12 protein-coding genes are annotated in these 13,978 nt (G+C 57.2%); 4 read left to right on the top strand and 8 right to left on the bottom strand.

Annotation, left to right across the window (positions count from 1 at the left end; translation table 11 throughout):
• Window positions 1-138 precede the first annotated feature (138 nt).
• The 8 genes from ACSSVG_RS15735 to ACSSVG_RS15700 form a co-directional block, all read right to left on the bottom strand.
• Window positions 139-1,098: an FkbM family methyltransferase gene (locus tag ACSSVG_RS15735; protein WP_492415592.1), complete on the bottom strand. Its 960-nt coding sequence runs from the start codon at window positions 1,096-1,098 to the stop codon at window positions 139-141.
• 216 nt (window positions 1,099-1,314) lie between these two features.
• Entirely contained in the window at window positions 1,315-2,604 is a 1,290-nt protein-coding gene (wecC, locus tag ACSSVG_RS15730) for a UDP-N-acetyl-D-mannosamine dehydrogenase (RefSeq protein WP_492415590.1), read from the bottom strand.
• A gap of 12 nt (window positions 2,605-2,616) precedes the next feature.
• Window positions 2,617-4,512, bottom strand: coding sequence for a glycosyltransferase family protein (locus ACSSVG_RS15725; RefSeq protein WP_492415588.1), 1,896 nt, complete (start codon window positions 4,510-4,512; stop codon window positions 2,617-2,619).
• A gap of 1 nt (window position 4,513) precedes the next feature.
• Window positions 4,514-5,221, bottom strand: coding sequence for an ABC transporter ATP-binding protein (locus ACSSVG_RS15720; protein ID WP_492419221.1), 708 nt, complete (start codon window positions 5,219-5,221; stop codon window positions 4,514-4,516).
• Window positions 5,222-5,393: 172 nt separating this feature from the next.
• A complete protein-coding gene (locus ACSSVG_RS15715) occupies window positions 5,394-6,281 on the bottom strand; it encodes an ABC transporter permease (protein ID WP_492415586.1) in 888 nt (295 codons plus the stop codon).
• Window positions 6,281-7,888 (bottom strand): glycosyltransferase family 4 protein, encoded by a 1,608-nt coding sequence (locus ACSSVG_RS15710; RefSeq protein WP_492415584.1) that lies wholly within the window; start codon window positions 7,886-7,888, stop codon window positions 6,281-6,283. Before ACSSVG_RS15710 ends, ACSSVG_RS15715 begins: the two co-directional genes overlap by 1 nt.
• Window positions 7,889-8,028: 140 nt before the next feature.
• The gene (locus ACSSVG_RS15705) at window positions 8,029-9,243 is read right to left on the bottom strand and encodes a glycosyltransferase family 4 protein (protein ID WP_492419219.1); all 1,215 of its coding nucleotides are present in this window, start codon (window positions 9,241-9,243) and stop codon (window positions 8,029-8,031) included.
• 64 nt (window positions 9,244-9,307) lie between these two features.
• The gene (locus ACSSVG_RS15700) at window positions 9,308-9,973 is read right to left on the bottom strand and encodes a hypothetical protein (RefSeq protein ID WP_492415582.1); all 666 of its coding nucleotides are present in this window, start codon (window positions 9,971-9,973) and stop codon (window positions 9,308-9,310) included.
• 920 nt (window positions 9,974-10,893) lie between these two features.
• On the opposite strand from ACSSVG_RS15700, the gene ACSSVG_RS15695 reads away from it, so the two are divergent.
• The 4 genes from ACSSVG_RS15695 (at window position 10,894) to ACSSVG_RS15680 (ending at window position 13,913) form a co-directional block, all read left to right on the top strand.
• A complete protein-coding gene (locus tag ACSSVG_RS15695) occupies window positions 10,894-11,637 on the top strand; it encodes a hypothetical protein (protein WP_492415580.1) in 744 nt (247 codons plus the stop codon).
• Between the two features lie 113 nt (window positions 11,638-11,750).
• Window positions 11,751-11,969, top strand: a complete 219-nt coding sequence (locus tag ACSSVG_RS15690; RefSeq protein ID WP_492415578.1) for a hypothetical protein — start codon at window positions 11,751-11,753, stop codon at window positions 11,967-11,969.
• Window positions 11,970-12,065: 96 nt separating this feature from the next.
• Window positions 12,066-13,142 (top strand): LCP family protein, encoded by a 1,077-nt coding sequence (locus ACSSVG_RS15685; RefSeq protein ID WP_492415576.1) that lies wholly within the window; start codon window positions 12,066-12,068, stop codon window positions 13,140-13,142.
• A 54-nt stretch (window positions 13,143-13,196) separates the two neighbouring features.
• Window positions 13,197-13,913 carry a DUF6270 domain-containing protein gene (locus ACSSVG_RS15680; RefSeq protein ID WP_492415574.1) on the top strand — a complete coding sequence of 239 codons (717 nt, stop codon included), beginning with the start codon at window positions 13,197-13,199 and terminating at the stop codon, window positions 13,911-13,913.
• The last annotated feature ends 65 nt before the right edge of the window (window positions 13,914-13,978 follow it).

Below are 13,978 nucleotides of genomic sequence, written 5' to 3'. Positions count from 1 at the left end.
GTTCAGGTTTCAGCCGCTGGATCATTCCATGCGGCCCATCACAGGCGTGAGTGGTGACATTAGTGGACCCTGCCCAACTTGCGAAGTGCACCCCAGGAGCTCCGCTTCACCTCTCGATGGCCTATGGACAGCCGTTCATCAAGCAGACTTCGATTCAACTGCATCAAGACGGGCCCTAAGCAGGCCAACTAACGACTCCAGTTCTTCGACTCGTTGTGACAGCCCTAGTAGGGCATCGGCAGCCGCCTGGCCCGCTTTGGTCGGGGCAGCAAGGGACTCCTGAACATCGCTGATTGATTTCAGGTCGCTGGTAACCAAGCCCACGCGGTAGTACAAATCTCGCGTCGCCCAGTGAGTACTTGTGATGACACCAGCAGCCCGACGCTCGATATTGGCGCGTTCCAAGGCAGTCCGGGAAGGAGCTAGGACGTAAGTCGGTGTCGCGTTGAACCGCGATATGAATGAATAGCCTATTTCAGAAACAAGATACTCAAGCTCAGCCTGCTGAAGAGCGGTAGCCGCCTCACAAGCAATGATCGGCCTGTCCCGCTCAATGAGGCGTACGGCACCCTTCAAGACAGAGATATCCATGCCTTCAGCGTCAACTTTGATCAGCGACACTCGTTTTTGGACGTCTTCCACGTCCAGAGTGGACACCTCAAAATCGCCATCTGGAGACAAGGCGAAAGCCGTCGCGCCCACGTTGGAGAGGTCAAGCTTTTCAAGTCGAGCCGTTGTAGGGTTCTCGCCCAGTGCTTTACGGCGGACTTCCACCTTATGTTGGAGTGAATTGCCCAGAACGTTGCGCTGGAGAATGTCTGCGGCTAAGGGCAGGGGCTCGAACGAGATGACATTTGCCCCGCACACGGCTGCGAAAAAGAGGCTGTGGTTGCCAATGTTGGCCCCTACGTCCACCACCAGATCTCCAGGCGCCAAGTACTCCGCCAAAGTTCCAAGGAACTGCCATTCATAGAACTTCTTCGTGGCCGCAATCGTGGCAGCGATGTGGTCACCCGCGACGGCTTCTATCACAACGTGCTTGTCGCCGTGATCAATAGCTACCGACGTTGTTGCGATCGATTCAGTCGAACTGTCCATGGCTTCTCTCGTCTATGAAAACGTGTCTCGCGTTCTTGCTGGATTCTCTCACAATCCATCGACTCTTCCAGATCCAGCGCAGGGGTGTGCTAACCCGAAAGCGGCTAGGACAGCGATGGTCTCACATCGAGAGTAACCCGGGGCACCACGACCCAAAAGGACTGCCGGCCCCGGGCCGTTCGCATGCTTCGATGCGTAGGAATCGAGTTTGACTGGCTATTTCGCGTTTGCGCTAAGGAGATCCTCGGAAGCGCGATCACGCCAGATACCCCGCGTATCGATGACAGTCTTGCCCACGAGGGATTCGCGCGCAACTGACTTGAATTCGTCATGATCCACGAGGACAACCACGATATCGGCTTCCGCGATTGCCTCCGACGTGGGGGTGAGCTGCACGTTGCTGTGACCCTTCAGCGCTGCCGGCAACGCTTCGACGTGCGGCTCAGCAACGAGAATGCTGGCATCAGGCAGCCTGTCCGCCAGTGCAGCTGCAATGCCAATGGCAGGTGACTCACGCAGGTCGTCGATGTTGGCCTTGAACGCCAATCCGAGAGCCGCGATCTTGGGTTCGTTTCCGATGGACTCCGCAGCTTCGCGAACCTTGTTGATTACCCATTCGGGCTTGGAGTCATTGACTTCTCGTGCCGTCCTGATCAACTTCGACTCGTCCGGGGAAGCAGCAACGATAAACCACGGATCGACTGCTATACAGTGCCCGCCAACACCAGGGCCGGGCTGAAGGATGTTTACTCGCGGGTGATGATTGGCCAAACGAATGAGTTCCCATACATCAATCCCGAGCTTGTCGCTGATGACCGAGAGCTCATTGGCGAAGGCGATATTTACATCTCGATAAGAATTCTCGACGAGCTTTGCCATTTCAGCAGTCACGTCATCTGTCACAAGGATTTCACCTTGGCAGAACACGCCGTAGAGGTCCTTGGCCAGAGCAGCCGCCTCAGCAGTGATGCCGCCTACGATGCGGTCGTTAGTCACCAATTCGATCATGACACGGCCGGGTAGTACTCGCTCGGGGCAATGAGCAAAGTGAATGACAGGTGCCCCGTTAGCGCCGTCAAGAGACAGATCCGGGCGTAGTGCCAAGATGTAGTCAGCCAAATGACGCGTCGCACGTGGAGGAGAAGTGGACTCAAGAATAACCAGCTCGTCGCCAGTCAGCTGAGGGGCGATGCCACGCGCCGCCGCCTCAATGTAGCTGAGGTCCGCGGAACGATCCGCCAGGAAGGGAGTAGGCACCGCGACAATGTACGCCTTGGCCGAAGGAGTCTCAGTAGTAGCGCTCAAGTTGCCCTGGCTAACGGCGCCTGCAACGTGGACACCGAGATCCGGTTCAACGAACGGAACTTCTCCGCGATTAACAGCATCCACGGTCTTCTGGTTGACATCCACACCGGTGACATTGATGCCATTAGTGGCCAGAATCGCAGCAGTTGGCAGTCCGATATAGCCTAGTCCGATGACAGCGACGGTATCTATGGTGTTCAATTTCTTCCCCTTTTATACGGTGATGTGTTCTTTGGGATCTCCAAAGAACTTAATTTCGCCGGACGCGGCCAGCTCTTCGTCCGTGGCGTTCCACGTGTGTCCGTCTGCCTGACGCATCTGGCAGAAGTTGAATCTGTCCGCTGCGTAGATAGAACCGCCGGCCATGGAAACTGCCTTTAAGAAGGCAGTATCTTCACCCCTGTTGAGTGCTTCAAACGGGTGGGCCTCAAAGACCTGCCTGCGGGCGGTGATAGTTGGACCCATGACGAAGCGGCTGAATCTATGTTCCTTGTGTGGCATTCTCAACACGGTCATTTGGCTGGAGCCAAAGTGCATATGATGCGCGTGCTTTCCAACAACGTCAGCTTTGGAGTAGTCAAGGGCATGCAGAAGGTCGGCAACGTAGTGTGGGCCGTAATAGTCGTCGTCGTCCATTTTGGTAAGCACTGCGCCCGACGAAGCCTCGACACACAAATTCAGACACTCCCCCAGAGATACGTCTCTAGGCTGCGACAAAAGCTTGAAATTCCGTACGCCGTACTGTTCAGCCCACGCTTGCGCCTGGGCTAAAGTGATCTCGAATCCGTGCGTCAGCAGCACGAGTTCGATATCCACGCCTTCCTGGCTCCCTACAGTCGCAAAAACATGCTCTAACTGAGATGGCCTCATCGAAGGGACCAGCGCACTTACCCCTGGCAACTCAACTGCGCGACTGCGATGCGGCAGGACGGAAGACACTACGGCTTCGGCCCGGTGGGCATAGGTGTTCTCAGACCAGATCCGACGTTGTCCCCGATGAACCACTCGATCATTAAGCTCAGCACTGCGCGCGAGCATTCGGATCTGGTATGCCCCCTGATCCCGCGACTCCGCAACGAAGACCTCATCGGGCGCAAAAAACTGTCCGATGGCAGCACTCGAAGTAGACACCACCGGGGTGCCGCAGGCCGTGATCTCAAAGATTCTTCGAGCACACATACTGGGAGAATCAACGACGGAGTTCACATTCAAGAACACCTTGTAGGCCCTATAGGCCGTGAGCATCCGCGGGTAGTCCAAGCTTCCCACGACGTTTTCGTTGAAAGGCACTGGAAACTGATAGTTGGAATCTCCACCGAGTTGACGAGAGAAGATTTCCAATCTCGGGCCTGACTGAGTCGCAGCGTCTCTAGCAGCATTGAGCAGCAGGTCCATCTGTTGACGGCGCTCCGGATATTTGTGCGCAAAGTACATCCCAGCGAAAGCTACTCCGCGGGCGTGCCTGTCACGTTCTACCCGGATGGGATTATGAATAGCTGGCTGAGCCGCGAACGGCAACGCTGCAATCCGGTCGTGACCGAGATCCTCACGGTAGGAAGGGATACGGTCTGAATCGCTTGTGAAGACCGTGTCGAATAGGCCTGCAGCCGGAAGAAAGTCTAGGTAGTGTGGAGGGTCTTCTTTGTTCCAAAAGACGGTGGGAATCGAACGTTCACGACACCACTCCATGAGCGCCAGGAATTCGGGCTTTGGACCGGATGCACCCATGAGCTGGTACTTCCAAGAGCCACCATTTCCGTTCCACGCAGATTCGACGAAAAGAAAATCAATGGGGCTTTCGGCCACCTGGCTCAGCCACTGATCCTTAAGGAGATGGACCAACTTCCACTCGAAGGAGAACGCAGCACTGGAGAAGTCGTCCAGAATGACTCCCACCGTAAGGTCCGAGCGCCGCGGCTCTCGGTCAGGAACCCGAAACGGCCCAAAAGTGGCCGGACCATACTCTTCCAAGCCATTTGACCTTGAAAGTGCAGTCCAATCACCAATGCCTTTCTCAATTTTCCGTCGCCGAAGCCACTCGCCGAGTTGTTTGAGTCCGCCACGGCGCAGGTGCCACGCTGCTCTGCGCGCGTCTGCAATGAACGCCATATCAGCGCCCTTCAATACGGCGACCACTGGCACGCTCTAGAACTTGAGTCGCAACAAGATTCGCTCTCGCTTGATCTTTGATCTTGGCAGCGCTGATGTTGTTTCCCTTCGACAGGTGCGACGAAAATTCGTGGTAGAGCTGGGTCGTTTCTTGAGTGTCGCCGTCCATAATCAATTCGCCCTTGTCGAGCCAAATTACGCGGCTGCACATGCTGCGGATGGTGTCCAAGCTGTGGCTCACGATGAAGACACAACCGGCTTGTGCCCTTAGCTCATCCATCCGAGCCTTGCTGCGATTGTTGAATTGTGCATCGCCAGTGTTCAAGGCTTCATCTACCAGAAGGATCTCCGGATTGACCGAAGCGGCAATCGCGAAGCGAAGACGTGAGGCCATACCTGATGAGTAGGACTTCATCGGCAAATATATGGCGGAATCCAGACCAGACACTTCGACAATACTGTCGAACCTCTCGTCGATCTGCTCCATGTCCATCCCCATGGCGAGACAACCAAGGACGACATTTTGGTCGCCCGACAGATCAGGCACGAGTGCCGCGTGGACCCCAAGAAGGACGGGCATGCTGGAGGCGAAAACCGCGCCATGAGTCGGAGCGACTTGACCACTTATCAGCTTCATCATGGTGCTCTTGCCGGACCCATTTCGGCCGATGATCCCAACCGACTCCCCCCGTTCTACGACGAGAGAGATCTCCTTCAGGGCACTTACAGTGACAAGGTTCGTCTGGCGAAGAACTTTTCGCAGCGTTCCTCTAACGCCCCGCCGGCTCGCGGTTGTGCGTCCGTCTGAGGATGGAACTTTGTAGCTCATCCGGACCTTATCGACGACTACACACGGTGGCCCATCGACAAATACGGTCTGATCAGTCTCGACCATAAGTTTCTTCACCCCTCCAGAAGAAGATGAACCCGATCAGCAACGCGGCAAACGCAACGACGGCTAGGCTCGCCCATGACTCCCACGCTGGAACGGTGTCATAGAGGACGCAGTTCCGGACTATGTCGATCACATTGAATAGCGGGTTGTACTTCATAACTGCCAACAGAGCGGGTTCGTGAATGAATCTCTCATACGAATAAAAGACGGCGGACGCGTACATCCAGGCACGTATGGCGAACGGAAGTAGGTGTGTGGCGTCATGGACTATGGAAATGATTCGCGCCAGGATCATGCCCACGCCAAGGTTGAAGACACCCTGAAGGACGACGGCTGGAACGATCAGCAACCACAGCCAGCTGATCTTTTCGGCGGGGGGTATCAATACGATCAAAAGCAGCATCCCGAGAATCAGGGGCACCGAGGAAAGAACCTCCCTGATGTTGGCGCCGATAGGCAAAGCTGCCCGTGGGAAATTGAAAGCCTGCACCACAGACTTGCCGTTACGTATGGAACGTGCACCCTCAGTGATCGCGCCAGCACTGAATTGGAACATGAAGATGCCCACAATCAGGTACCCGATGAAGTTTTCGATTCCGCCACTGGTGTTTAGAAGAAGTCCGAAAATGAAGTAGTAGGTGAGTCCGTTGAAAACCGGGTTGAGAAGTAGCCATGCGCTGCCCAACCGGTCCTTCCTCGTGCCTGTCTGCACCCGGGCACGGGCATCGTAGAAGATGAACTGCCGGTAGTCCCACAGCCGAACCAGATAATCAAGAAATCCGGGCCGAGAGCCGACTCGAGACAGCTTGCGCATATCCACAGACATCGGCTGGACGGCCGCGGGCGGCGGAAGCTTTGCCTTTTTCGCCGACATCAACTGACCCTCCTCGTATAGTTAGACGCCAATGTTTCATAAGCTTGGCCGTACGCACGGGCGTTGGCCTGCCACGTCCTCGTGGCTAATACATACTCCCTGCCGGCGGCGCCTAACCGTCGGCGCAACCCTTCATCCTGTAGCAGGTCCAGCAGGACTCTCGCCAGTCCCTCCGGGTCCTCGGCTTTTGCTACCCTGCCGGTTACGCCGTCGTGCACTATTTCCCGGAGGGCACCCAAGTCACTGGCCACAACAGGCCGACCCGAGGCGAGTGCCTCCACCGGCTTCAGCGGCGTCACTGCCTGAGTCACGGCCGAATCCTTACGGGGCACGACGAAAACGTCCAACGCCAAGTGATAAAGCCGTGCCTGCTCAGGGCGGACCCGTCCAGTGAAGATGGTTCGCTCTGACAGCCCTAAACGCTGCACTTGCTCCCGGAGTCCTGGAGCGGCGGTGCCATCCCCTACCAAGACCAGCTTCAACTTTGGCAGCCTTGGCGCAAGGAGCGCAAATGATGTGACGAGGTCGTCTAGGCCCTCATAGCCGACAAGGCTACTGACGGTTCCTACATACAGGTCGGTAGGATCAAGCCCAAGAGCCTGCCGCGCGGCTCGGTGATCCAGCGGCGTTTCCAGATAGGCACCCCCAACAGCATTAGGGCTGATCAGGATTCTTTGCTCCGGAACACCCATGGCGGTGATGTTCCGTTTCATGGACTCACCGAGGGTCACAACCAAGTCGGCTGTTCGCATGACGTCCGCTTCACGGGCAGTAAAGAGCCCGTACCGTTCGCTGCTGCGCGCGGCCTCGTCGCGGCTGGATGCCCACGTATCTGCCAACTGGCCGCGGACTTCGTAGACCCACGGAACATCCAAAGCATTGGCCACTTCCCGGGCCACAAGTCCATTCACGAAATGGGTTGTGGTGTGAATAATCGACGGTCGGAATTCACGGGCTATGGCTAGGAGCTCCGTCGTCTGCTGCTGTAGGCGGCCGTCCATGGTCGTAGCCATGTAGTCAGGAAGAATTCGCTCGTAACGGACGCCATCCACGACGTCCCGCTTTCTGGCAGTCAGCGCTCCTACCTGAACGGGGTATCCCAAACGGGTGACGGCCAGAGTCTCCCATCCCGCTTCCTGCTGTGCAGTCAGGATTGAGTGGGTGCGCCGCGCATATCCACTGCCTGTGTGAGGGACCGAGTTTGTCAGTAGGTGGAGCACACGGCGGGGTTCTCCAGCAAGCGGCATCGACTGCACTGCTGGGTTCCAGCCACTGAAGACTTTCAATTCCGATTCGAGTCTCAGCCGTTGCTTCGACATGCTGCCGGTTAGGCCTTGAAGAACGTTGATAGCTCCGCTCATGTCGCCGTCGTACCACTTGCGTCTTGCCATCGTGGCCGGTGTCCGCGAAGTGCTCCCAGCAAGCCCAAGGAGAGTGTCAGCCCATTGAGGCTGCCCTGCAGCAACAGCAACCTCGGCAGCTTTCCGTGCGGGCTCTCCTTCGACGCTTGCAGCCTGCAAGCTTTCAAAGCGTCGGATCAGCACTGCCTCCTGCCCCGAGGCAAGGCTGGCCAACAGGAAGATAGGTCGGCCAGACAAAGGCGCCATAGTCGAGACTAAGCGTGCAACTGGCCGTACGAGGCCAGGCGGCAGTTTCCTCAAGATTTGAAGCACCAAGACAAACGGAGCCTCGGTTACATGCTCAGAAATGGTTCCAGCGGTGAGCCTAATATTGCGAAGGAATTGGATCACGAGGTGTGCTCCCGGTTTGCTACGTGGTCCGGACGCACGAGCGCAGAGATTGTGTCCATGTACTTGACCGCCAGTTGGGCGTAATCAGCGTTATCTCGGACCCACTCACGTCCGCTGGCTCCAGACGCCAATCGGCGACGGTCAGCGGAGAGCTCACGCCACAGTTGCGCCACAGCCTCAGGGTTGGCCGCCACGACGTCGCCCCCTCGAGCCTCAAGAATGATCCGTTCAGCTTCGCCCCGCACGATGGCAGTGACGTGCCTGCCGATCGCAAGAACTTCGTACGTCTTGGACGGCACAGTCGTTTCAAAGGACTTCCAGTCGTCGCGGAGGGACACGATACACGTGTCAGCTTCGCGGTATTTGTCAACGACCTCTGGCCCCTGGAGTGAGGGAAAGAAGGTGACGGGGGCGTTCAGTTCACGAGCCAGCTTCACTAGCTGGGGGCGGGTGGTGCCGTGCCCCACAAGAGTCAGATGGAAGGCATCGCCTAAGAGTGCACTCGCGCGGATGAGAATGTCCAAGCGTTGGCTCTTGCCATGGTTGCCAAGGTAAAGGGCGCGGAAGACTTCACGTTTGAGATCCGGCGGTTGCAGGAAAGGAATCGAATTCAGGTCAAGCCCGTTGCTTACGGTGACGACATTTTTCAAGCCGCGTTGCCTCAAAGTATCCGCGAAGCCCTCCGTGACGGTCACCACCAGATCTGCGCGCTGCTGAACGAATTCCACAACCCGTTCCACCACGCTCTTTACACTGCCTTGGACAATTCGAGCATCCCTCGCGAGGTCGGGCCAGGCATCTCGCATCTCCACGATGAACGGCACTCTTCGAAGCCTGGAAAGAACGTATCCCGTTGCCAACGTCGGGAGGCTGGGCGCAGTCGCAAGAACTGCATCCGGTTTCTTGCCGCTCAGACCTATGGGAACCGACATGACCGCGGAAAAAAGCTGATCAACGAAACGTGCCAATGACGAAGTTCCAAGATGACGCAAGTACGGCACCCTGCGGATTGTCTCGCCGTGCGGGCCCGTCTGATGCGAAAAAGCGAAACCTGCCTCTTTGCGAGGAAGATTACGTCGGCCGTTGGGATAGTGCGCTACAGGGGAAACAACGTCGACATCCCAACCTGCCCGGCGGAATTCCCGGGTCAGGGACTGCCACCTGCGTTGCGGGGGGCTGTGCTCAGGCCAGTACGAGTGTGTGAGGAGCATGAGGCGCATCGGCGATGCAGGATTTTCGGCGGCCGTGCCCCCTTGGGGGGAGTTACCCATGGGCCTACTTGCCGTTGAGGCGGGGTCCGGGGACCCCCTTGGAACGCAGAGCCCGGAAGTAGGCGACACCCAACAGAATAAGAACTAGGACAGTGACGCCTTGGAGTATGGGGTTGTTGTCGGCTACCGGTGCCAGGGCTACCTTCAGGGGGCCCGCGATGTCCGCGCTGGCAACTGCTGGAGCAGCAGTCTTGGTGGCAACAGGAGTGGACGTAGGAGTCGGCGTGGGCTCGGCGGGGGCTGACGTCGTGATTTCCGTCGAAACCTCAGGTTCTACGACATATTCTTGGAAGCTTTCCTCCGAAGGCCCGACCGGCGCTGGAACCTGCTGAGCCGGAACCACCGGAGCTACGGGGTCGGCTGCCGGCGGAGCCACGGGTTCGGTGACAGGGGGAACAGCTGGTGGGGTCTCTGCTGGTGGCACAACGGGCGCTGGGGAAGGTACAGGATCCAGGGGTGTCAGGGGCGGTGCTGGCTCAAGAATCGGGGGGACCACCACTGGAGGAGTGACTGGTTCTGTTGGCGTTCCCGGATCGACCGGTACACCGGTTTCGGTCCCCGGTCCGGGGCCTGTTTCGGTGGCGATGGCAGGCTGGGTTCCTAGGAACCCGAGAATGACCAGCATCAAAACCACAAGTGCGGCTTGAACACGTTTGATTCCGGTGCCCAACTTTCCCCCCGTTGTATAAATTTCAGAACGCTGTCAGTGTCCTGTCGAACGCAACCGCCTGAGACTTGGCGGCGCACGGACGTCCACCATCGGAGGGCGACCCGCATTAGTTTATCGTATGGATTAGCGTTGGCCCGTCGGCAGGGTGTCCCAGCCCCCGCTCGCTGACGGCGGGACCAGCAGTTTCCAGGTTCGTGTCCGTCGGCTCCCTTGCTAGAGTCATAGCTGCCCACGCCGAGCCCAAGGAAGACATGCCGTTCCGGAAATTGCCCAAGCGTGAAGGGCCTCTCAAAAGGTCATTCATGAAGCGTTTCCCTATGGGATCCAAGCGCTTAACAGCAGGCCTCTTGGCGCTATTTGTCGTAGCTTCGGTAACGTCCGGACTCAGTTCGGTCCAGAGTATGGGCGCAGAGGTCAACACGACTGCAACTCCCGCCCTTGGGGCCACTAGCCAACCCAGCCCGAAAGCAAGCGCAGCGTCCTACCCCATAAGCGGATACTTCATCTCCGCCAGCGCTCGGGACACCACGAACTACAAGAAGTTGGCCGACATAAAGGCTTTCGGCGGCGACACCGTCATCACTTTCGGAACGTCGCTCCAACCTGCCACCCTGGAATCACTTCCCGGCGACTGCGCAATCGACGGGAAGTCTTGTGCCCGCGTTGCCGCCGGCCCTCTTAGCGTCGACCGCTACTTCACATTCTTGGACGGAAGCAAGTGGGGCAACTCAGCCCTCAAATGCCCGAATGACCGGAGCGTCACCAATAACGGTCAGTCCTACTCCGTGTTTGTTCTCCCGAAAGTGGGACAGGGTTGCACGTCCTCCGATGGGAAGTACGACGTCGTGGTGGTCGGAGGCGGCAGTTCGTCGGCAGTAGATCCTTCTCATTCTCTGGCCACCGCTGCCACAAAGCTAGGCATGAAATTCTATGCCGGATTGCCCGCCCCCGCGAAGAGGGCTGACGTTCCATATCTGCCCGACGTTTCGTACTTGGGAACGCTCGCCCAGTTCACTGAACGCTTTCTTTCCTACCAGCGCTCAGCCAACGATGTCCTTGGTTTGGCAGGGTTTTACCACCACACCGAGATGCCTCTCACGGATAGCGGTACGTTCGACTCAATCCTCGCCCTGTACACAAGCCAAAACCGTGCCATCCATCGCGTTTTGCCGACCCGCCAAGCGATTGTCAGCCCCTATATCGACGCTCGCGTCGCCAAAACAGGAATCAGTCTGCAGAAGGCGCAAAACGGAATCCGCAGAATCGCGCAGACGGCGGAAGGCCTGGTGTTAAACATTGCAATCCAGGACGGCATGGGAACGGGCAAGGGCGCGGCTTTCAGCGGTAGCGAAGCAAACTCCACCGTTGATCCGTTCGCCGCGTCCATCGTTGGGAAGGGAACATGGAGCAACAAATATCTAGCGCCCAACAAGGACTACTTCTCTGCGCAGCGGCTGGAATCGCGGGGACCGGCGCCGTGCTATGGGCCAATTTGGAAGGAATGGCACCGGCTACAGCCTCGAACTCCTGCGCGGACAGCCTTCGCGGACAGACCACAAAAGCGCGGTTGGACAGACAACTTCAACAGATGGCTAATGCCAAGAAAGTCATCTCCTTCATGTGGGATTCTTACTTCACGTGCAAAGGAAACGGCACTTCGCTAAAGAATCAGATACAAGCGGGGCTCTCAACGCCCATCATCACTGAGACGACCTTTCGCCCGGCATCCGGTCAGGTCCAGGTTGCTGGTTTCAACCTGAAAGGAAGTACGGCCACGGTGGAGTGGACAGACCATAAGGGACAGCAACTCAAGAAAACTGTGAGGGCAAGCGGCATCAACTCCGACTACGGAGAGCAGTATGGTTTGAACCCCCAACTCGAAATGATCACGCTCAACGTTGGTATGACAACGATCAAGAACCCCGGAAACTACTACGTAAAAGTGACCAATGTGTGGGGCAACAAATCCGCAGTATTTCATTCCGGACTCGGCTAGTGGCCCTCGGGTTCAACCGAAACTGACGGCTCTCTGTGCTCACGGCTTTTGCATCTTGATAGAATCATCACTGCTGACGCCAACACCAAGGAACACATGACGCTCCCGACAGATACTGAAACTCCCTCTGCAGAGTCCCGTCCTCGACGTCAGAAAAAGGGCAGGAAAACCGCCCGCAACGTGCTCCTGAGCTTCGCAGCCGCCGTGCTCGTTGCTGGCCTCATTGGGGGTGCCTACATCGTCAACTTGGCACAGACTTTTAACTCAGGCACAACCAAGATCGAAACGGCCTTCCCGGAAGAGTCGACCCGCCCACAGAAGACGGAGCCCGTCAACGGCACCGCGCCGATGAACATTCTGGTGATGGGCAGCGATACCCGCGGATCTGCTGAACTCGATGTCGACACCCCGGTGTCCACTGATCAACGGGCGGACACGTTGATGCTCGTTCATATTCCTGCGGACCGTAAGAACGTGTACGCAGTGTCTCTCATGCGTGACCTCTGGGTGAATATCCCCGGGAAGGGAGAGTCGAAGATTAACTCTGCGTTGGCTCTTGGCGGCGTGCCTCTGATGGTCCAGACTGTTGAATCCCTGTTCCAGCAGCGCATAGATCATGTCGCGATGGTCGACTTTGAGGGATTCAAGGGCCTCACCGATGCTCTGGGCGGCGTGGAAGTGGACGTGAAGATTCCGTTTGCGCCAGCCAAGGGCCCCATGAAGGGGCACTACTATGAGGCCGGTAAGCAGACGTTGAACGGCGACGAGGCTCTGGCTTTTGTTCGTGAACGCATGTCCTTCAGTGACGGGGACTACCAGCGAGTCCGCAACCAGCAGGCCTATATGAAAGCGATTATCAGCAAGACCATCGCCCGGGAAACGCTGACCAATCCAGTGACTGTCAACAGCATGGTCAGTGCAGTCTCACCTTTCATCAGCGTCGACAAGAGTTTCGATGCCGGGGCTATCGGTAGCCTCGCGCTGGGAATGAAGGACCTTCGAGCGAACGACACCGTCATGTTTACTCTGCCAACTCTCGGCACGGGCACTTCGACTGACGGTCAGTCGATCGTCGTCGCAGACACCACAGCCATCTCGGAGATTGCTGCTGCACTGTCAACGGACCAGTTGGGCGCATACATCACGGCGCATGCTCTCGAAAAGGGCAACTGACCGCTGGCGTTGCGTGACCTGACAACGGGTCGAGGAGCCGCAGGGGATTCGTTGATGTACGCTGAATCGGTGCCATCTGTCTTCATTTACGGGAGCTGCGTATCCCGAGATCCGTTTGAGAACCCCAGCGACTTCGAACTCGAAGGATACTTCGCTAGGTCATCCGTGGGTAGCGCATTCCGGCAACCGCCCGAATCTGGCACAGAGCTACCCGATGTCGATGCCCTGGAGAGCCGCTTCCAGAAAAGAATGGTCCAGGCCGACATCAATAAGTCCCTACCTGGAGCCCTAGCTAACGGCTCTTTCGATGTACTCGTTGTCGATTTTATCGATGAGCGCATGAGCACGATAGAAATCGGTGGAACCACCATCACCGAATCGGAGGAGCTCAAGGCAACCGGATATTCATATGACCCGTCCCTTTGCCAAGAACCGTGGAGCGATTCTGGCTTGGCACGCCGTGTTGAAGGGATCAGGGCGCTCACGAAATTGGTTGATCCCCTCAAAATAATTGTGAATCGTGTCTTCTGGGCGACGGTTGATACCGACGGAGTGCCTTTCCCTCGGTCGAGGTGGTTCGACCGCAATAATAGGCTGCTCTACGACCTTTACAAAGAGATTGAGAAGACGCCGGGCATCAGATTCATCGACTACCCGGGCGGCGCACCCTTGGCCGCAGTAGGACACAAGTGGGGACGGCAGCCTTTCCACTTCAGCGAAGGGGCAAACGCTCACTTCCTCAGTGAACTGTCGCGTCTTACCAATGGATAGCTGAGCCAAGAGCCTTCCAATAGTCGGGCTGCCCGTACTCACAGCTATTCCCTGACACGTAAGTC

This window comes from Paenarthrobacter sp. E2MeOHC11 (assembly GCF_058744955.1).
This window is presented reverse-complemented; position numbering and strand designations above follow the sequence as displayed.